Genomic DNA, 16,845 nt, shown 5'->3' on the forward strand with positions numbered 1-16,845 from the left:
CCTCCGAGTCTCTACGGTCTCTCGACGACCACGTTGGTCGACTTGATGACGGCGACCGCCGGGACGCCGGGCTCGAGCTCCAGCTCCTCGGCCGACTCCCGGCTGATCATGGACACCACGCGGAACGGGCCGGCCTGGATCTCCACCTGGGCGGAGACGTCGCCGAGGATCACCTCGGTGACGATGCCCGCGAAGCGGTTGCGGGCCGAGGAGCCGGTGTGCTCGCGTTCGGTGCGGTTGAACTCCCGGGCGAAGGCGGCCAGATCGGGACCCTCGATGATGCGCCGGCCCTGCTCGTCGCGCTCCGCCCGCAGCCGCCCGCCGTCGACCCAGCGCCTGAGGGTGTCGGCGCTCACGCCCATGACTACGGCCGCCTCGCCGATCCGGTAGGTGTGCATGACTCGATCATAGTGACGCAGATGCGAGCGGGAAGCCCATTGTCGGATTGCATCAGCCGGATCACGGCGCGTGGAGGGTCGCATGTGCGTTTCCGCGACCGCCGTGCGTGGGTACGGTGATCGGGGGAGGTGGAAGCCCGTGACCGTGTCCGTTCCCGCGCCGCCGCCGGGGCTCGCCGGCTTCAGCCTGAGCGGCGACCTGGCCCGCCCCGCGCCGCTCACGGTGCCCGACCTGCGCGCCTGGCCCCAGCACACGGCCCGGGTGAGCTTCGAGTGCCGCACCAGCGGTGTGCAGCACCACCGTTTCGAGGGCCCGTTGCTCCACGAGGTGCTGTGCTCGGCCGGTCCCGGCTTCGACCCCGGCCGCCGCAAGGACCGGTTGCGCTTCCTCATCGCCGTGACCGGGGCGGACGGTCACCACGCGTTGCTGTCCTGGGCCGAGATCGACCCGGACTTCGGGCACGCCCCCGTGCTGCTGGCCACCCGCATCGACGGCACCCCGCTGGACGCCTGCGGCCCGCAACTGGCTGCCCCAGGACCGCTGCGGGGCCCGGCACATCAGCGGCATCACCGCCATCCGGGTGGACGGGGGCTACGGCGGCGGGCCGGCGGCGGGGGGCGACCAGGGCGTCTGAGCGGACACTACGATCGGCGGAATGCGATCCTCCCCCGCCGGCCTGGTCCGTGAGTTCCACACCGCCTTCGGCCTCGACGTCCGCCCCCGTCCGACCGAGATCACGCCCGAGCACGCGGCGCACCGTCAGGACCTGCTCGCCGAGGAGGTGGCCGAGGTCGCCGAGGCCTCCGGGACCGGTCCCCTGGACCACCTCGCGCACGAACTGGCCGACGTGGTCTACGTCGCGTACGGCACCGCGCTGGTGCACGGCATCGACCTGGACGAGGTCATCGCGGAGATCCACCGCGCCAACATGAGCAAGCTGGGCCCCGACGGCCGGCCCACCCTGCGGGCCGACGGCAAGGTCCTCAAGGGCGAGCACTACCGGGCGCCCGACGTCGCAGCGGTGCTGCGCGCCCAGGGCTGGACGCCCGCCGGGGAGTAACGCGGCAGCGCGGCGTGTGCAACCGTGAGCCATGCTGCTTCGCCAACTGGAGTACCTGGGGGCCCTCGCCAGGGAACGGCACTTCGCCCGCGCCGCCGACGCCTGCTTCGTCTCGCCGCCTCGCTGTCGGCCGGCATCCGCAAGCTGCAACGCGAGCTGGACGTGCCGATCGTGCGGCGGGGCCGGCGCTTCGAGGGGCTGACCCCGGAGGGCGAACGGGTACTGCTGTGGGCGCACCGCATCCTGGCGGAACGGGACGCGCTGCGGCAGGAACTCGCCGAGATGCGCGGCGGGCCGGCCGGCGCGCCGCGGCTCGGCGCGATACCCACGGCGCTGACCGCCGCGTCCCTGCTGACGACGCCGTTCTGCGAGCGGCACCCGGGGGTGCGGGTCAGCCTGGAGTCGCTGTCCTCACGGGAGATCAGCGACCGGCTCGCGGAGTTCGAGCTCGACGCGGCGATGACGTACCTGGACGACGACGCCTGCGCCACGTGCGCCGCTTCCCGCTCTCCGAGGAGCGCTACCTGCTGCTCGGCCCCGCGGACGCGCCGCCGGCCGGGCTGCCGGTGGCGCGTTGGGCGCAGGCGGCCGCGCTGCCGCTGTGCCTGCTGTCGTCGCGGATGCGCAACCGCCGGATCATGGACGAGTGCTTCGCCGCGGACGGGGTCACCGCGTCACCGGCCGTCGAGACCGACTCGGTCTCAGGGCTGTACGCGCACCTGGCGGGCTCGGGCGGGCGTTGGTCGAGCGTCATCTCGCACGCCTGGCTGCACATGTTCGGGGTGCCCGCGGGGATGCGCGTGGTGCCGCTGGAGGGGCCCGCGCACGGTCCCCGGGCGGGGCTGGTGATCGCGGACCGGCGGCCCGGCCGGCGCACGTCGCCCCCGCCCACCCCGCCCTTCCCGCCCCGGGCCGGCGGGAGGGAGAATCGACCCCATGACGGAGCGCAAGCCACCGGGCGTCCCCTTCGAGTCCTGGGTCGACAAGCAGATCCGGGAGGCGGCGGAGCGCGGCGCCTTCGACAACCTGCCCGGCGCGGGCAAGCCGCTGGCCGGTCTGGACCGGCCCTACGACGAGCTGTGGTGGATCAGGGAGAAGATGGCCCGTGAGGGGCTGTCCCACCTCCCGGCCAGCCTCAGGCTGCGCAAGGAGGTGGAGGACGCGATGGACGCCGCCTCCCGTGCCCCCTCGGAACCCGAGGTGCGCCGCATCGTCGAGGAGGTCAACGACAAGATCCGCACGGGCCTGCGCACCCCCATGGACGGCCCGCCGCTCAACCTCGTCCCGTACGAGGTGGAGGACGTCGTCGCGCGGTGGCGCGCGGAGCGGGGCTGAGGGCGCACACAGGCGGCCGCCCGCCGGTGGCCCGGGGCGCGGACAACTCGCGGCGGCCCGCTTCAGGTGCGCCCGGGCGGTCGGCGGGCCGGCGCCGGCGCCCCCGGTTGCGGGGCCCGGCGGGCTGAAAAATAGTCGGACTGTGAAAGGGCGGCCACGGGTCAGGTTCCCGGAGGGGCTCCGTGCGCGGTTCGCGGACCTGCCGGGGCGGGTGCGCGCCCTGCGGGCCGACACGGAGCGGCGGTTCCCCATCATCACCCGGCTCGCCGCCCGGCTGCTGAGCGTCAACGTGCTGGACGCCGCCACCCGGCTGGCCGCCCAGGCCTTCCTGACCGCCGTGCCGCTGCTGTTCGTCATCGCGTCCCTCGCGCCGGAGGGCGTGCGCAAGGAACTCCTGGACTCGCTGGTGCGGGTGCTGGGGCTCTCCGGTCCCGCCCGTGACCAGCTGCGCTCGGTCTACGAGTCCGATCCCGGGAACCTGCGGGGGACGGTGGGCGTGGTGGGCACGCTGATGGCCCTGCTGTCGGCGACGGCCTGCAGCCGGGCGATGCAGCGGGTGTGCGAACGCGCCTGGCACCTACCGAAGTCGGCGGCGCGGATCGCGGCCTGGCGCTGGTTCGCCTGGGTGTGCGCGGCACTGCTCTACCTGGCGGTCCAGGGGCCGCTGCGGGAGGGCTTCGGCGCCGGCCGCTGGCTCGGCGTCCCGCTGTCCCTGGTGAGCGCGGTGGGCCTCTGGTGGTGGACCCAGCACCTGCTGCTGGGCGGCCGGATCGGATGGTGGCCGCTGCTGCCGGGTGCGCTGCTCACCGCGGTGGTCCTGGAGACGGCCGTCTTCGCCGCGCCGCTGTACGTGCCGACGGCGCTCAACCGCAGCCTGCAGACGTACGGCTCGCTGGGCTCGGTGTTCACCCTGCTGTCCGGGCTGATCGCGTTGTGCGTCGTGGCGACGGTGTGCCTCACCGTGGGCGCGGTGTTCCACGGCGACCAGCCCGGGGGCGGCGGTCAGGCGGCCGGTGAGCGCTCCGGCCGGTAGTGGGCGAGCGCCCAGATGATGAAGATGTCGAGCGCGATCAGGATGACCGACCAGAACGGCAGGTAGGGCAGGTACAGGAAGTTCACGATGATGCCCAGGCCCGCCAGGACGACACCCATGATGCGTGACCAGAGCGCGGCGCCGCTGAGCAGCCCCGTTCCGGTGACCACCAGGAGCACTCCGAGGACCAGGTGGATCCATCCCCACCCGGTCAGACTGAACTTGTAGACGTAAGTGCCGACGCGCGCGTACACGTTGTCGGCGGCGATCCCCGAGATGCCCTGGAAGATCGCCAGGACACCGTCGACCAGCAACAGGACGCCGGCGAAGGTGACCCCGCCGCTGACCCAACCGTTGCGGTGGTTGCCGGTCCTGGGTGTCGTGCCGGTGGCTGCCATGGCTGCCTCCTCGCGGTGATGGTGCTTCAGTGCCGCAGCGCCCGCTCCACCTGGGCCTTGACCGTGCCCGTCAGGTCGCGGTTGCTGCGTACCGTGGCCTCGCCGGACTTCTGCGGGGCCACGTCGGCGACGTTGACCACGGCGGCGTCGAGGAGGTTCCCGCTGGTGTCGCGGAAGGTCACCTCGACGGTGTACGTGGCCTGCTTGTCGCCGCTGTTGGTGGCCGTGACCTTGGTGGTGGCCTTGCCGCCCTCGACGGTCACGGGGTCGAGCTTGACGTCGTCCTTCGCGTTGACACCGTTCTTGATCTTCGCCAGCTGGGACTGCGCGGCGGCGGTCGCCGAGGCGACGGCCTCCGCGCCCTCGGACACCAGCGAGGACGCGGCGGACGCGGCCTTCGACGCCTTCTCGGCGGGGGTGCTGTCGTTGTCCGAGCAGGCGCTCGCGGTGAGCGCGACGGCGGACAGTACGACCGCCGCGCACACCGCGCGGCCCCGGTACGGCCTCGTCATTGCCTACCTCCACAGACTCATGCGCCTCAAATGGCACATAATTCACCATACGTATTAAATTGCCGTGTCGCGTGGTGAAGGAGAGGCGGCGGTGGCATGGCGGATTCAGCGCCCCGGAGGCGTGACGATCTCGCCGAACTGCGTGCCCGGCTGTCGGCACTGGAGGCGCGGGAGACCGTTCCCGCACACGCCGGACCGCAGGCCCCGCCGCCTCTCCGACGACGGCCGGTGCGGGCCTTCTTCTCCGCCCTGTTCATCGTCGTGGCCTGCGTCCTGGTGCCGCTGAGCGCGCTGGCGGTCTGGGTCGACTCCGAGATCGGGGACACCGACCGCTACGTCGCCACCGTGGCGCCCCTGGCGAGCGACCCCGCCGTCCAGAACGCCGCCGCCAACCGCATCACGTCCGTGGTGATGCAGCAGATCGACGTCAAGAGCCTCCTGGACGAGGTCGCCCCGCAGGACCGCCCCCGCCTGGACGAACTGCTGGGCCGCGTCTCCGGCCCCCTGACCAGCGGCATCCAGAGCCTGGTGCACTCGACGGCGGACAAGGTCGTGCGCAGCGACGTCTTCGAGAAGGCCTGGACCGAAGCCAACCGCAGGATCCACGACTCGCTGGACAAGGCGCTGACCGGCCAGGGAGGCGGCGCGGTCAAGCTCACCAACGACACCGTGGCCATCGACCTCGCCCCGGTCATCGACCGGGTCAAGCAGCGGCTGGTCGACGCGGGCCTGACGATCGCCGCGAAGATCCCCGAGATCCACACCGACTTCACCGTCGTCCGCTCCGACAAGGTCGGCAAGATCAGGACCGCCTTCCGGCTCCTGCAGCTCGCCGGTTTCTGGCTGCCGATCGTCGCCGTCGTCCTTGCGGCCGCGGGTGTGCTGCTCGCCGTCCGCAGGCGGCGCGCCCTGGTCGCGGCCGCGCTGGGCTTCGCGGCCGCCGCCCTCGTGCTCGGTGCTGCGCTGACCGTCTTCCGGGCGATCTACCTCGACGCGCTGCCCGCGAGCGTCGACCAGCAGGCCGCGGGGACGGTCTACGACACCCTGATCCGCTTCCTGCGCGGGACCGTCCGCGCCGTGTTCGTGCTGGGCGTCGTCGTCGCGCTGGGCGCCTGGCTGAGCGGGCCCGGGCGGTACGCCCGCCGCACCCGCGGGGTGTGGGAGTCCGTGCTGGGCGGCGCGGGCGACGCGGCGCACCGGGTGGGGCTGCGGACCGGTCCCGTCGGCCCCTGGCTCGTCCGCCACAAGGTGCTGGTCGGCTGGATCGTCGTCGCCGCAGGGGCCCTCGCGCTCGCCTTCTGGTCCTACCCGACCGGCTGGGTCGTCCTGGGGCTCGCCCTCGCCGTCGTGTTCGTCCTCGCCGTCGTGGAGTTCCTGGCCCGGCCGGACTGACCGCTCACCCGATCGGCCGCTCCGCGCTGCGCCGGGAAGGCCGCCGCCGGAGGCTGACGGGAGAGCCCGCCGGCGGAGGAGACCAGCCATGAGCCAGACGCAGCCGGCGGGCGGGCGATGACCTTCGGCCTGGCACGCGGCCAGGAGCGGCCCAGGGTGCCGCTGCGGCACGGCGAGGGGGACCGCTCCCTGCTCACCAGCGTCCAGGGGCTCGCCGCGCTGTCGCTGGACGCCCTCAGCTCGGTGGCGTACGGCCCCGAGGCCATCGTCCTCGTGCTGATCGCCGCCGGCACCGCGGCGCTGACCGTGACGCTGCCCGTCATGCTGGTCATCGCGGGGCTGCTGGTCGTCCTGGTCATCTCGTACGGGCAGGTCATCGCGGTGCACCCGGACGGCGGCGGCTCCTACGCCGTGGCCAAGAAGGACCTCGGGAGGCGGGTGAGCCTGCTCGCGGCGGGCAGTCTGGTCGTCGACTACGTGCTCACCGTCGCCGTCAGCCTGGCCGCCGGCGCCGCCAGCCTCGCCTCGGCGTTCCCCTCGCTCACCCCCTACCTGCTGGAGATCTGCCTGGGCGGGCTGGCCCTGCTCACCCTGGTGAACCTGCGCGGCGTCGCCGACAGCGCGCGGGTGCTGATGCTGCCCGCCGCGCTGTTCGTCCTGTCCATCGCGGGGATCGTCGTCGCCGGCCTGCTGCGCGACCACCCCGCGGCCGTCGTCGGCACCCCGCAGCCCGTCCATGTCACCGAGGCGCTGAGCGTCCTGCTGATCCTGAAGGCCTTCTCCTCCGGCTGCTCCGCCCTGACCGGGGTGGAGGCCATCGCCAACGCCGTGCCCTCCTTCCGGCCGCCCAAGGTGCGCCGCGCCCAGCGCACGGAACTGATGCTCGGTGCGCTGCTGGGGCTGATGCTGATCGGGCTGGCGTTCCTCATCCGCCGGGACGAGGTCGCCCCGCGCGGCGGCGTGACCCTGCTGGCCCAGCTGACCGCGGGCTCCTTCGGCACCGGGTGGCCGTACTACGTCAGCAACCTCCTGGTCACCCTCGTCCTCGGGCTGGCCGCGAACACCAGCTTCGGCGGCCTGCCGGTGCTGATGAGCCTGCTCGCCCGGGACAACCGGCTGCCCCACGTGTTCGGGCTGCGCGCAGAGCGGCCCGTCTACCGCTACGGCGTGGTCGCCCTGGCCGTGGTGGCGGCGCTGCTGATCACCGCCGTCGACGCGCAGACGCAACGTCTCATCCCGCTCTACGCCATCGGGGTGTTCACCGGCTTCACCATCAGCCAGACCGGGCTCGTCCGGCACTGGGCGGGGGCACGCCCGCGCGGCTGGGTGCGGCGCGCGGCGCTCAACGGGCTGGGGGCCCTGCTGACCGCGCTGGCCGGGGTGATCCTGGTGACCACCAAGTTCACCGAGGGCGCGTGGATGGTCGTGGTCGTGGTGCCCCTGCTGATGCTGCTCTTCGCACGCATCGAGCACTACTACGCGGAGGTCGGCAGGGAACTCGGCCTCGGTACCGTCCCCGACCGGCCGCGGCGCACCAACAGCCTGGTCATCGTGCCCCTCGGCGGGGTCAGCAGGCTCGCCCGGCACGCGCTGACCGCCGCCATCGCCCTCGGCGACGAGGTCGTCGCGGTGACCGTCGAGCCCGACCAGGACAAGGCGCGCGACCTGCTCGACACGTGGGCCCGCTGGCAGCCCGGCGTCCGCCTCGACGTCATCGAGAGCCCGCACCGCTCACTGGTGCTGCCGATCCTCTCCTACGTCCGCCGCATGTCGCAGGACGGCCGGCAGATCGCCGTCCTCATCCCCGAGATCCAGCCGCGCCACGCCCGGTACCGCATCCTGCAGAACCAGCGCGGCATCCTCCTCGCCACGATCCTGCGCGCCCGCACCGACGCCGTCGTCTGCCTCCTTCCGTACCGGCTGGACATCTGACCCGGCGCCCGCTCCCGGGGCCTGCTCGTGGCCGGGCGGTTGCGCCTACCATCGCGGCCGTGAGAACCGATGCGCACACGGGTGGCCGGGTCCTGGTCGCCGACGACGACGCGGCCATACGCCGGTCGCTGCAGCGGGGGCTGCGACTGGACGGCTTCTCGGTGAGCCTGGCCGACGGCGGCAGGGCCGCGCTCGCCGCCGTACGCGAGGGGGCGCCGGACGTGGTGGTGCTCGACATCTCGATGCCCGACCTCAGCGGGATCGAGGTGTGCCGCGCGCTGCGCGAGGAGGACAACGACGTCCCGGTCCTGATGCTCTCCGCCCTGGACGAGGCGGCCGACCGGGTCGCCGGGCTCCAGGCCGGCGGGGACGACTACCTGGTCAAGCCGTTCGCGCTGCAGGAACTGGTGCTGCGGTTGCGGGCGCTGCTGCGCCGCCGTCCCCCCGCCGCGGGCGGGCGGGTGCGCGCCGGGGGCCTGCTGGTCGACCCCGCGACGCGGGAGGCCCGGCTGGACGGGGAGCCCCTGGCGCTGACCCGGCGGGAGTTCGAGCTGCTGGAGGTCCTCGCGCGCAACGCCGGGCTGGTGCTCACCCGCGACCAGTTGCTGGACCGGGTCTGGGGCTACGACTTCGACGTGCGCACGGACGCCGTGGACACCTTCGTCAGCTATCTGCGGCGCAAGATGGAGGCGGGCGGGCGGCCGCGGATCCTGCACACGGTGCGCGGCGTCGGCTTCGTCCTGCGGGACGACCGGGACGACCGGGGTGACCGGTCGTGAGGCTGTCCACGCGGGTGGCGCTCGCCGTGGGCGTGGTCGTCCCGCTGCTCGTCCTCGCCTCCGGGGCGCTGCTGATCCGGCTGGTCGCCGCCGACCTGCACGCCCAGCAGGACGCCCATCTGCGGGAGCGCGCCACGGCCGTCGCGACGGACGCCAAGGCCCTGCTGCGGGCCACCGCCGCGGACCGTCCGGCCGCCGAACAGGCCCGCACCCGCAGGCTGTTCAGCTCCGCCCTCGACGTGGGGATCCGGCTGACCGGTCCCGAGGGCACGGTGTCGGGCGGCCCCCAGCCGGACGCGTCGGCGCCGCTGCCCGCCCGCGCGTCCGCACCGGTCACGATCCGGGCCGGGGGTGCCCGCTGGCGCGTGCTGTCGGTACCGGTGAACGGCGGCCGCAAGGGGGTCCGGGGCACCTTGTGGCTGTTCTCGCCGGACGCCGCCACGAAGACCCAGCTGCAGCAGGTGCGCCGCCGGGTGGTGACGGTGGCGTTGCTGGCCGCCCCCGTGTCCGGGCTGCTGGCCTGGGCCGCGGCGGGCCGCGCCGTCCGCCCGCTGCGCCGGCTCCAGCAGCGCGCGAGCGGCCTCGACCCGCGCGTCAGCGCCGTCCGCCTGGACCACACCCCGGCCCGGATCACCGAGGTCGACGACCTGGCGCACACGCTGCAGACCGTGCTCGCCCGTTACGACGAGCAGGCCGCCAGGACCGGCGAGGCGCTCGCCACCGCCCGCTCGTTCGCCGCGGTCGCCTCCCACGAGCTGCGGAACCCGCTGATGAGCATGGGCACCAACCTCGACATCCTCGCCGGCCACCCCGGCCTGCCGGACGACGAACGCCAGGAGGTCGTGGACGACCTGCGCGCCGAACACGCCCGCGTGCTGGGCCTGCTGGTCATGCTGCGCGCCCTGGCCCAGGGCGACCTCGTCGAGGAGGACGCCTTCGGCCCGGTCGACGCGGCCGAACTCGTCGACGCCTCCGCGGCCGGCCTGAGGCGCCGCCACCCCGAGGCGCGGGTCGAGGTGACGGCCGCGCCGGGCCTCCTCGTCCACGGCTGGGAGCAGGGGCTGCGCTCGATGACGGACAACCTGCTGGCCAACGCCGCCGTCCACGGCCGCGCTCCGGGAGGGCGGCCCGACGTGGAGGTGCTGCTGCGGCGCAGCCGCGACGAGCGCGCCCCGGCCGTCGTCCTCACCGTCGACGACCACGGCCCCGGCATCCCGCCCGAGGCGCGGGCCGCCGTCTTCGCCCGCTTCCACCGGCGTCCCGACAGCCCCGGTTCCGGGCTCGGACTGACCCTGGTCGCCCAGCAGATCGCGCTGCACCGGGGGACGATCGCCGTGCTGGACCGGCCCGACGGCACGCCCGGCACCCGTTTCGAGGTGCGGCTCCCGCTCAGCGGCGTCCGCGACCCGGAACCGACCCTGCCGCTGCCGCGCCGCGACTGGCTGTCGGAACGCTCCGGGGAGCCACAAGGTTTCCACAAAGACGGTCCCTAGCTTCCGTGGTGAAGGCGCTTCGCGCTTCCGACCCGAGGGAGGACCTCATGCGAGCCCGCACCACCGTCGTGGCCCTGGCCACCGTCGTCACCCTGCTGGGCCTCGCCGGCCCGGCCACCGCCGACAGCGGCAACCCGTCCCCGGCCGCCGCGCCCACCGGGGACGGCGCCAAGGGCCTGTGCAAGCGCGCCGGGAAGATCGACGCGCGCATCGACCGCGCGCTCAAGCGGCTGAACGGGCCGGTCACCCGGCGCGGTTCGGTCGAACGGCTGGAGAAGCGGGTCGCAGGCGCCAAGGCCGCCGGGCACGACGAGATCGCGACCTACCTCAACGACCGGCTGACCTTCCGCAAGTCCCTCGTGCCGACCCTGGAGAAGCGCCGCACCGACCTCGCGCGGGTCCGCAGCTGGTGCGCCTCCCACGACAACGGGGCCGCCTCGTGACCCGCCGCCTCGCGGCACTGGCCGTGGCCGCGGCGGCCTGCGCGGGACTGCTCACCGCCTGCGGCCCGTCCGGCGGTTCCTCCTCGGCCCCGACCGCCCCGCCAGCTCCGTCGGCTCCGGCGGCTCCGTCCGGTTTCTCCCGCATCGTCGACGGCGCGGAGAGCGCGGCCGCCGCGGCGGACGCCGACGCGGCGCGCGGGGACGGCTGATCAGGCCGGGTCGAACAGGGCGCTGACCGACTCGCCGTCGTGGATCCGCCGCACGGCCTCGGCCAGGGCGGGCGCCACGGAGAGCACCCGTAGCTTCTCGGTGTGCTGCTCCTCCGGCACGGGCACCGTGTTGGTGCACACGATCTCCAGCACGTCGGGCTGCTCCGACAGGCGCTTGAGGGCGCCCGCCGCGAACAGGCCGTGCGTGCAGGCGACGCGGACCGAACGGGCGCCGAGCTCCCGCAACCGCGCCAGCAGTTCCAGGACCGTGCTGCCCTTGGCGATCTCGTCGTCCAAGACGATCACGTCCCGGCCGGCGACCTCGCCGATCACCGATCCGATGCTGACCCGGTCGCCGGCGAACCGCTGCTTGGCCCCGGCCGCGACCTGCACCCCCAGCATCCGGGCGAAGGCGGCCGCCTCCTTGGCGTTGCCCAGGTCCGGGGAGACCACCGTGGTGCGCGACAGATCGTCGCCGCGGAAGTGGGCGGCCAGCTCGCGCAGCGCGTGCAGGTGGTCGACGGGGACGCTGAAGAAGCCGTGCACCTGCGGGGAGTGCAGGGTCATGGTGAGCACCCGGCTCGCGCCCGCCGCGACCAGCAGGTCGGCGACGAGACGCCCCCCGATCGAGATCCGGGGGGCGTCCTTCTTGTCCGAGCGCGCGTAGGCGTAGTGCGGCATGACGACGGTGATCCGGCCCGCGGAGGCGCCCCGTGCGGCGTCGCACATCAGCAGCAGTTCCACCAGGTGCTCCTGGACCGGGGCGACCAGCGGCTGGATCAGGAAGACGTCCCGTTCACGGCAGTTGGCCTGCAACTGCACTTCCAGGCAGTCGTTGGCGAAGCGGCTGACGCGCGCCGGGCTGAGCGGCACGCCCAGATGGGCGCAGAGCTCCGCGGCCAGTCGAGGGTGGGCACTGCCGCTGAAGACCGCGATGTCGCGCACGGGGTCATCCTAGGGGCCGGGCTCACCCAGACGGCGCAGCACCGTGTCCCAGTCGGGGGCGGGCGGCGGCACGCGCAGGGTTCCCACTTCGATGTCCTTGAAGCCGCTGGACGTCGACACGCACACCACGGGGCCGTCGAAGCGGTCCGCGCCGTACTGGCGGAGCCCGGCCAGCCCGGCCGCGGCGGACAGCTCCGTCCACAGGCCCGCGCGGGCCAGCTCGGCGCGCGCCGCGGCCAGTTCGGCGTCGGTGACGAGCAGGGCCTCGCCGCCGCTGTCGCGTATCGCCGGGACCCCGCGGTAACTCCCCACCTGGCAGGCGATGGAGTAGGCGGCCGTCGGGGCGACCGGCACGGTGACCGCGGGCAGTCCCCGGCGGAGGGCGGCGGCGAGCGGGCCGCCCGCGGCGGGTTCGCAGCTGAACAGGCGCGGGACGGCGGAGGTGAGGCCGAGGCGGCGGAGTTCGGCGAAGCCCTTGGCGATGCCGAAGAGCAGCTCCCCGTAGCCGGTGGGAACGAACACCGCCGCGGGGACGCCGACGTCGCCGAAGACCTCGTACGCGACGGTCTTGTAGCCCTCCGCGCCGAAGGGGTGCCCGGTGTGCGTCGGGGTCAGGTTGCTCACCGGGTGGAGGCCGTACTCCACGCTGATGCGGCGCACCAGCGGCCGGCGCGCTTCCACGGGCACGGGCAGCACCTCGGCACCGTAGGCGTGCAGGAAGGAGACGACCGCCGGGGGCGCCTGCGGGGAGGTGAGGACGACGCAGCGCAGTCCGGCCCGGGCGGCGTACGCGGCGGCGGAGGCACCGTGGTTGCCGGAGGAGGCGACGACGACGCCGGGCGCGCCGCAGGCGAGGGCCGCGCTGACCGTGCAGCGGTTGAGGCGGTCCTTGTGGCTCCAGGTCGGATTGCGCGACTCGTCCTTGACCAGGACGCCGCCGCCCAGGTCGATCAGTGGGGTGCCGCCCTCGCCCAGTCCCGGCGCCGCGAGCGGCGGCAGCAGGGGCGCCCAGCGGTCCAGGCCGTGCCGGGGGGCGGTGCCCGGGGTGCCGAACAGGCCGTCCGGGACGCGGTCGTAGGCGTAGTCGACCTCGACGGGGTAGGAGACGGTGTCCGTGCTGGTCCGCGGGCAGCCCTCCGTCAGCGGCGGCCACAGGGGGTAGCCGACGGCGGGGTCACCGAGCGAACGCTGGCCGACGGCCAGGGAGTCCGTTGCCACGCGTCCGAGGGTATGCCACAGGGAACGCCCCGGGCCCGGGGCCCACCTGGCACTTCACGTAGAGTGCGGCTGCTGTGCCCGACCGTTCCCGCCGACCTCCGAGGTGACCGTGATGGACGACGACGCGTCCGCCCCCGTGGCCGTCGTCGGGATCGGCGCCGACGGCTGGCCCGGTTTGCCCGGGGCGTCGCGCGAGGCGCTCACCGGGGCCGGGGTCGTCCTCGGCGGCCCGCGCCAGCTGGAGCTGCTGCCCCCCGAGGTGACCGCCGAGCGGGTCGCCTGGCCGTCGCCGCTGCGGCCGGCCGTGGCGGGGCTGATCGCGGCGCAGGCGGGGCGGCGGATCGCGGTGCTGGCCAGCGGTGACCCCATGTTCCACGGCATCGGCCGGACCCTCACCGAGGTGCTGGGAGCGGACCGCCTCCGGGTGCTGCCCCACCCCTCCTCGGTGTCGTACGCCTGCGCGCGGCTCGGCTGGGCGGTGGAGGACACCGACGTGGTGAGCCTGGTGGGGCGGCCACCGGCCACGCTGGCGGGCGCGCTGTACGACGGGCGCCGGGTGCTGGTGCTGAGCCGGGACGCGGACACCCCGGCCGTGGTGGCCGGGCTGCTGCGCGAACGGGGCTACGGCGCCAGCCGGTTGCGGGTGCTGGAGCAGCTGGGCTCGCCCCGCGAACGGATCCTGGACGGCACCGCCGGCGACTGGCCGCACCCGTCCGGCGATCCGCTGAACGTCGTCGCGGTCGAGTGCGCCGCGGAGCCGGCCTCCGCGCCGCGTCCTGGCCTGGTCCCCGGGCTGCCCGACAGCGCGTACGAGCACGACGGGCAGCTCACCAAGCGCCACGTACGGGCCGCGACCCTGGCCGTGCTCGCGCCCGCGCCCGGCGAGCTGCTCTGGGACGTGGGCGGCGGCTCGGGCTCGATCGCCGTCGAGTGGATGCGGGCGCACCGCACCTGCCGCGCGGTCACCGTGGAACGTGACGCCGTCCGCGCGGAGCGCATCGCCCGGAACGCGGCCGCGCTCGGCGTCCCGGCGCTGCGGGTGGTGACCGGCGCCGCCCCGGCCGCGCTGGACGGACTGCCCGTCCCCGACGCCGTCTTCGTCGGCGGCGGGCTCACCGCGCCCGGCCTCCTGGAGGCCTGCTGGGCGGCCCTGCGGCCGGGCGGGCGGCTGGTCGCCAACACCGTCACGCTGGAGTCCGAGGCCCTGCTCGCGCGGTGGTACGCCCGGCACGGGGGCGATCTCGTCCGGCTCGCCGTCGCGCACGCCGCCCCGGTCGGCGGCTTCACGGGCTGGCGCCAGGCCATGCCCGTCACCCAGTGGTCCGCCGTCAAACCCGCGGGAGTGCAGCCATGACCGTCCACTTCATCGGCGCCGGACCCGGCGCCGCCGACCTGATCACCCTGCGCGGCCTGCGGATCCTGGCGGCCAGCAAGGTGTGCCTCTACGCCGGGAGCCTCGTCCCCCGCGAACTGCTCGCCGAGTGCCCGCCGGACGTCCGGCTCGTGGACACGGCCCAGCTCACCCTCGACCAGATCACGCAGGAGCTGGTCCGCGCCCACGAGGAGGGCCACGACGTGGCCCGGCTGCATTCCGGCGACCCCTCCGTGTTCAGCGCCGTCGCCGAGCAGATGCGCCGCCTCGACGCGGCCGGCGTCCCGTACGACGTCGTCCCCGGCGTCCCCGCCTTCGCGGCGGCCGCCGCGGCCCTGAAGCGGGAGCTGACGGTGCCGACCGTCGGCCAGACCGTCATCCTCACCCGCATCGCGCAGCAGGCCACGCCCATGCCGCAGGGGGAGGACCTGGCGACGCTGGGCCGCAGCGGCGCGCTGATCGTGCTGCACCTGGCGGCCCGCTACGTCGACCGCGTGGTGGCCGAACTCACCCCGCACTACGGGGCCGACTGCCCGGCGGCCGTCGTCGCGATGGCCTCGCGCCCCGACGAACTGGTGCTGCGCGGGACGCTCGACGACATCGCGGAGCAGGTCAAGGCGGCCGGTGTGGTCCGCACGGCGGTCATCATCGTCGGCCGCACGCTGGGCGCGGAGCAGTTCCGCGACAGCCACCTGTACTCGGCCGAGCGCGTCCACCGGCACGCGGCGGACTGCGGCGCATCCTCCTAGGGTTCCCGCCCGGGGCCTCGGCCGAGGTCGTAGTCGAACCAGATCCGGTGGGTGCCGTCCTCATCGACCGCGAGCCCACCGGTGCCGGTGATGCCGGTCAGTGCGGCGGTGCCGCTCGTGGGGACGATGACGAAGAACTCGGCGGCGCGGTCGCTCCCGGAGGTCGTCGCCGAGTGCGCGAAGTTGAAGGTGCCCTCACGGCCGTTCAGCGTCCCCTCGAAGGACTCCATCGCCACGTACGTCCCGATGCCGCTCGCCTGGTCGTATGCGGCGGTGAACAGGGTCGACGAGCGGCCGGTGACCTCGCCCTCGAAGGTCTTCCCGATCGTGGCGACCCCGACCGGGGTCCCGGTGGTCACGGCCGGCTCCGGCACGAGCTCGGTCGGCACGAATGCCGTGACGGTGAACGTTCCCGCGGCTCTCATGCGCCGAGCCTAGCGACGGGTCCGGGCCCGCGCGGCGGGTCAGCCGGCGCGGCCGACGATCGTCCCGGCGCGGTCGACGCAGATGACGTCGACGCCGACGGGGGCCTCGCGCAGGACGCCGACGGCGGTGCGGCGGGCGGCCTCGGCGACCAGGTCGCCGAGGGGGACGCCGTGGGCGAGGCACGACTGGACCGCCTGGAGGCCGGTGTTGGCGGTGGCGACGGCCTCGGCCAGGGCCTCGTCGGCGCCGCCGCGGCGGGCCAGGTCCGCGAGGAAGGCCTTGTCGACCTGGGAGCGGGAGGAGTGCAGGTCGAGGTGCCCGGCGGCCAGCTTGGACAACTTGGCGAAGCCGCCCGCGATGGTGAGCCGCGGCACCGGGTGGCGGCGCAGGTACTTCAGCACGGCGCCCGCGAAGTCCCCCATGTCCAGCAGCGCGTCCTCGGGCAGCCCGTGCACGGCGACGGCGACCTTCTCCGACGTCGACCCCGTGCAGCCCGCGACGTGGGTGCGGCCCGCCGCCCGTGCCACGTCCACACCGCGCCGGATGCTGTCGATCCACGCCGAGCAGGAGTAGGGCACGACGATGCCCGTGGTGCCGAGCACCGACAGCCCGCCGAGGATGCCGAGCCGTGGGTTCCACGTGCTGCGCGCCAGCTCCTCGCCGTCGTCGATGGAGACGGTGATCTCGGCGTCACAGGCGGCGCCGTGGCGGGCCGCGACCTCGGCGAGGTGGTCGCGCATCATCGTGCGCGGGACGGGGTTGACGGCGGGCTCGCCGACGGCGAGCGGGAGCCCGGGCCGGGTGACGGTGCCGACGCCGGGGCCGGCACGGAAGACGACCCCGCTGCCGGGGGCGCCGTGGCGCACGGTGGCCCGGACGAGCGCGCCGTGGGTGACGTCGGGGTCGTCCCCGGCGTCCTTGACGACGCCCGCGGTGGCCCAGCCGGGGCCGCGCTCCTCCACCGCCAGGGCGAAGGCGGGGCGCTGCCCCTTCGGCAGGGTGATCGTCACCGGGTCGGGGAACTCGCCGTCCAGCAGGGCGGTGTACGCGGCCGTGGCGGCCGCCGTCGCGCAGGCGCCGGTGGTCCAGCCGTGCCGCAGCCCGGTCCGCTCCAGCTGGGCGCTCCGGCCGCCGCTCACGGCGCACCGTA

19 protein-coding genes and 3 pseudogenes are annotated in these 16,845 nt (G+C 74.6%); 15 read left to right on the forward strand and 7 right to left on the reverse strand.

The window, feature by feature from the left end; all coding sequences use genetic code 11:
- Positions 1–11 precede the first annotated feature (11 nt).
- Positions 12–398: a TOBE domain-containing protein gene (locus ABZ312_RS25670; protein ID WP_500438873.1), complete on the reverse strand. Its 387-nt coding sequence runs from the start codon at positions 396–398 to the stop codon at positions 12–14.
- A 223-nt stretch (positions 399–621) separates the two neighbouring features.
- Between ABZ312_RS25670 and ABZ312_RS25675 the strand changes: the two are divergent.
- From ABZ312_RS25675 to ABZ312_RS25705, 7 genes and pseudogenes are all read left to right on the forward strand, one after another.
- Positions 622–1,033: pseudogene (locus ABZ312_RS25675) on the forward strand (molybdopterin-binding protein).
- 21 nt (positions 1,034–1,054) lie between these two features.
- Positions 1,055–1,459 carry a pyrophosphohydrolase domain-containing protein gene (locus tag ABZ312_RS25680; protein WP_500322439.1) on the forward strand — a complete coding sequence of 135 codons (405 nt, stop codon included), beginning with the start codon at positions 1,055–1,057 and terminating at the stop codon, positions 1,457–1,459.
- A 31-nt stretch (positions 1,460–1,490) separates the two neighbouring features.
- Positions 1,491–1,661, forward strand: coding sequence for a LysR family transcriptional regulator (locus ABZ312_RS25685; RefSeq protein WP_500438874.1), 171 nt, complete (start codon positions 1,491–1,493; stop codon positions 1,659–1,661).
- A gap of 80 nt (positions 1,662–1,741) precedes the next feature.
- Positions 1,742–1,873, forward strand: a pseudogene (locus ABZ312_RS25690) (LysR family transcriptional regulator); the annotation flags it as partial.
- A gap of 77 nt (positions 1,874–1,950) precedes the next feature.
- A pseudogene (locus tag ABZ312_RS25695) lies at positions 1,951–2,262 on the forward strand (LysR family transcriptional regulator substrate-binding protein); the annotation flags it as partial.
- 133 nt (positions 2,263–2,395) lie between these two features.
- Positions 2,396–2,794, forward strand: coding sequence for a DnaJ family domain-containing protein (locus ABZ312_RS25700; RefSeq protein ID WP_499512782.1), 399 nt, complete (start codon positions 2,396–2,398; stop codon positions 2,792–2,794).
- A 142-nt stretch (positions 2,795–2,936) separates the two neighbouring features.
- Positions 2,937–3,827 carry a YhjD/YihY/BrkB family envelope integrity protein gene (locus ABZ312_RS25705; protein ID WP_500438875.1) on the forward strand — a complete coding sequence of 297 codons (891 nt, stop codon included), beginning with the start codon at positions 2,937–2,939 and terminating at the stop codon, positions 3,825–3,827.
- Here ABZ312_RS25705 and ABZ312_RS25710 read toward each other — a convergent pair.
- Both ABZ312_RS25710 and ABZ312_RS25715 read right to left on the reverse strand, forming a co-directional pair.
- Complete coding sequence (locus ABZ312_RS25710) at positions 3,797–4,225, reverse strand: DUF7144 family membrane protein (protein WP_499512780.1); 429 nt, start codon at positions 4,223–4,225, stop codon at positions 3,797–3,799. The genes ABZ312_RS25705 and ABZ312_RS25710 overlap by 31 nt on opposite strands.
- Before the next feature lie 26 nt (positions 4,226–4,251).
- Complete coding sequence (locus tag ABZ312_RS25715) at positions 4,252–4,737, reverse strand: hypothetical protein (RefSeq protein WP_500322443.1); 486 nt, start codon at positions 4,735–4,737, stop codon at positions 4,252–4,254.
- 96 nt (positions 4,738–4,833) lie between these two features.
- Between ABZ312_RS25715 and ABZ312_RS25720 the strand changes: the two genes are divergently transcribed.
- From ABZ312_RS25720 to ABZ312_RS25745, 6 genes are all read left to right on the forward strand, one after another.
- On the forward strand, positions 4,834–6,129 hold the full coding sequence (locus tag ABZ312_RS25720) for a hypothetical protein (RefSeq protein WP_500438876.1): 1,296 nt from the start codon (positions 4,834–4,836) through the stop codon (positions 6,127–6,129).
- A gap of 117 nt (positions 6,130–6,246) precedes the next feature.
- Positions 6,247–8,061 carry an APC family permease gene (locus ABZ312_RS25725; protein ID WP_500322447.1) on the forward strand — a complete coding sequence of 605 codons (1,815 nt, stop codon included), beginning with the start codon at positions 6,247–6,249 and terminating at the stop codon, positions 8,059–8,061.
- Positions 8,062–8,120: 59 nt separating this feature from the next.
- On the forward strand, positions 8,121–8,840 hold the full coding sequence (locus ABZ312_RS25730; protein WP_500322448.1) for a response regulator transcription factor: 720 nt from the start codon (positions 8,121–8,123) through the stop codon (positions 8,838–8,840).
- Positions 8,837–10,333 (forward strand): sensor histidine kinase, encoded by a 1,497-nt coding sequence (locus ABZ312_RS25735; RefSeq protein WP_500438877.1) that lies wholly within the window; start codon positions 8,837–8,839, stop codon positions 10,331–10,333. Before ABZ312_RS25730 ends, ABZ312_RS25735 begins: the two co-directional genes overlap by 4 nt.
- Positions 10,334–10,380: 47 nt before the next feature.
- Complete coding sequence (locus tag ABZ312_RS25740; protein WP_500322450.1) at positions 10,381–10,776, forward strand: hypothetical protein; 396 nt, start codon at positions 10,381–10,383, stop codon at positions 10,774–10,776.
- On the forward strand, positions 10,773–10,985 hold the full coding sequence (locus tag ABZ312_RS25745) for a hypothetical protein (RefSeq protein ID WP_500438878.1): 213 nt from the start codon (positions 10,773–10,775) through the stop codon (positions 10,983–10,985). Before ABZ312_RS25740 ends, ABZ312_RS25745 begins: the two co-directional genes overlap by 4 nt.
- Here ABZ312_RS25745 and ABZ312_RS25750 read toward each other — a convergent pair whose 3' ends face one another.
- Positions 10,986–11,930: a ribose-phosphate diphosphokinase gene (locus ABZ312_RS25750; RefSeq protein ID WP_500322452.1), complete on the reverse strand. Its 945-nt coding sequence runs from the start codon at positions 11,928–11,930 to the stop codon at positions 10,986–10,988.
- A gap of 9 nt (positions 11,931–11,939) precedes the next feature.
- Positions 11,940–13,148 carry a threonine synthase gene (locus tag ABZ312_RS25755; protein ID WP_500438879.1) on the reverse strand — a complete coding sequence of 403 codons (1,209 nt, stop codon included), beginning with the start codon at positions 13,146–13,148 and terminating at the stop codon, positions 11,940–11,942.
- A 112-nt stretch (positions 13,149–13,260) separates the two neighbouring features.
- Here ABZ312_RS25755 and cbiE point away from each other — a divergent pair, with 112 nt between their 5' ends.
- On the forward strand, positions 13,261–14,502 hold the full coding sequence (gene cbiE, locus ABZ312_RS25760) for a precorrin-6y C5,15-methyltransferase (decarboxylating) subunit CbiE (protein ID WP_500438880.1): 1,242 nt from the start codon (positions 13,261–13,263) through the stop codon (positions 14,500–14,502).
- Positions 14,499–15,269: a precorrin-4 C(11)-methyltransferase gene (cobM, locus tag ABZ312_RS25765; RefSeq protein WP_500322456.1), complete on the forward strand. Its 771-nt coding sequence runs from the start codon at positions 14,499–14,501 to the stop codon at positions 15,267–15,269. Before cbiE ends, cobM begins: the two co-directional genes overlap by 4 nt.
- On the opposite strand, the gene ABZ312_RS25770 is transcribed toward cobM, so the two are convergent.
- Both ABZ312_RS25770 and ABZ312_RS25775 read right to left on the reverse strand, forming a co-directional pair.
- On the reverse strand, positions 15,266–15,694 hold the full coding sequence (locus ABZ312_RS25770) for a DUF3224 domain-containing protein (RefSeq protein ID WP_500322458.1): 429 nt from the start codon (positions 15,692–15,694) through the stop codon (positions 15,266–15,268). The two genes, cobM and ABZ312_RS25770, sit on opposite strands and share 4 nt — an antisense overlap.
- A 39-nt stretch (positions 15,695–15,733) precedes the next feature.
- Positions 15,734–16,834: a cobalt-precorrin-5B (C(1))-methyltransferase gene (locus ABZ312_RS25775; RefSeq protein ID WP_500322460.1), complete on the reverse strand. Its 1,101-nt coding sequence runs from the start codon at positions 16,832–16,834 to the stop codon at positions 15,734–15,736.
- Positions 16,835–16,845: the final 11 nt, after the last annotated feature.

This window comes from Streptomyces sp. NPDC006207 (assembly GCF_040613835.1).
Lineage (GTDB): Bacteria > Actinomycetota > Actinomycetes > Streptomycetales > Streptomycetaceae > Actinacidiphila.

Excerpts from the sequence above, each read along its gene's own strand:
- ABZ312_RS25670 (WP_500438873.1), bottom strand. The coding sequence starts at position 398 with ATGCACACCTACCGGATCGGCGAGGCGGCCGTAGTCATGGGCGTGAGC.
- ABZ312_RS25680 (WP_500322439.1), top strand. The coding sequence starts at position 1,055 with ATGCGATCCTCCCCCGCCGGCCTGGTCCGTGAGTTCCACACCGCCTTC.
- ABZ312_RS25685 (WP_500438874.1), top strand. The coding sequence starts at position 1,491 with ATGCTGCTTCGCCAACTGGAGTACCTGGGGGCCCTCGCCAGGGAACGG.
- ABZ312_RS25700 (WP_499512782.1), top strand. The coding sequence starts at position 2,396 with ATGACGGAGCGCAAGCCACCGGGCGTCCCCTTCGAGTCCTGGGTCGAC.
- ABZ312_RS25710 (WP_499512780.1), bottom strand. The coding sequence starts at position 4,225 with ATGGCAGCCACCGGCACGACACCCAGGACCGGCAACCACCGCAACGGT.
- ABZ312_RS25715 (WP_500322443.1), bottom strand. The coding sequence starts at position 4,737 with ATGACGAGGCCGTACCGGGGCCGCGCGGTGTGCGCGGCGGTCGTACTG.
- ABZ312_RS25720 (WP_500438876.1), top strand. The coding sequence starts at position 4,834 with ATGGCGGATTCAGCGCCCCGGAGGCGTGACGATCTCGCCGAACTGCGT.
- ABZ312_RS25725 (WP_500322447.1), top strand. The coding sequence starts at position 6,247 with ATGACCTTCGGCCTGGCACGCGGCCAGGAGCGGCCCAGGGTGCCGCTG.
- ABZ312_RS25740 (WP_500322450.1), top strand. The coding sequence starts at position 10,381 with ATGCGAGCCCGCACCACCGTCGTGGCCCTGGCCACCGTCGTCACCCTG.
- cbiE (WP_500438880.1), top strand. The coding sequence starts at position 13,261 with ATGGACGACGACGCGTCCGCCCCCGTGGCCGTCGTCGGGATCGGCGCC.
- cobM (WP_500322456.1), top strand. The coding sequence starts at position 14,499 with ATGACCGTCCACTTCATCGGCGCCGGACCCGGCGCCGCCGACCTGATC.
- ABZ312_RS25770 (WP_500322458.1), bottom strand. The coding sequence starts at position 15,694 with ATGAGAGCCGCGGGAACGTTCACCGTCACGGCATTCGTGCCGACCGAG.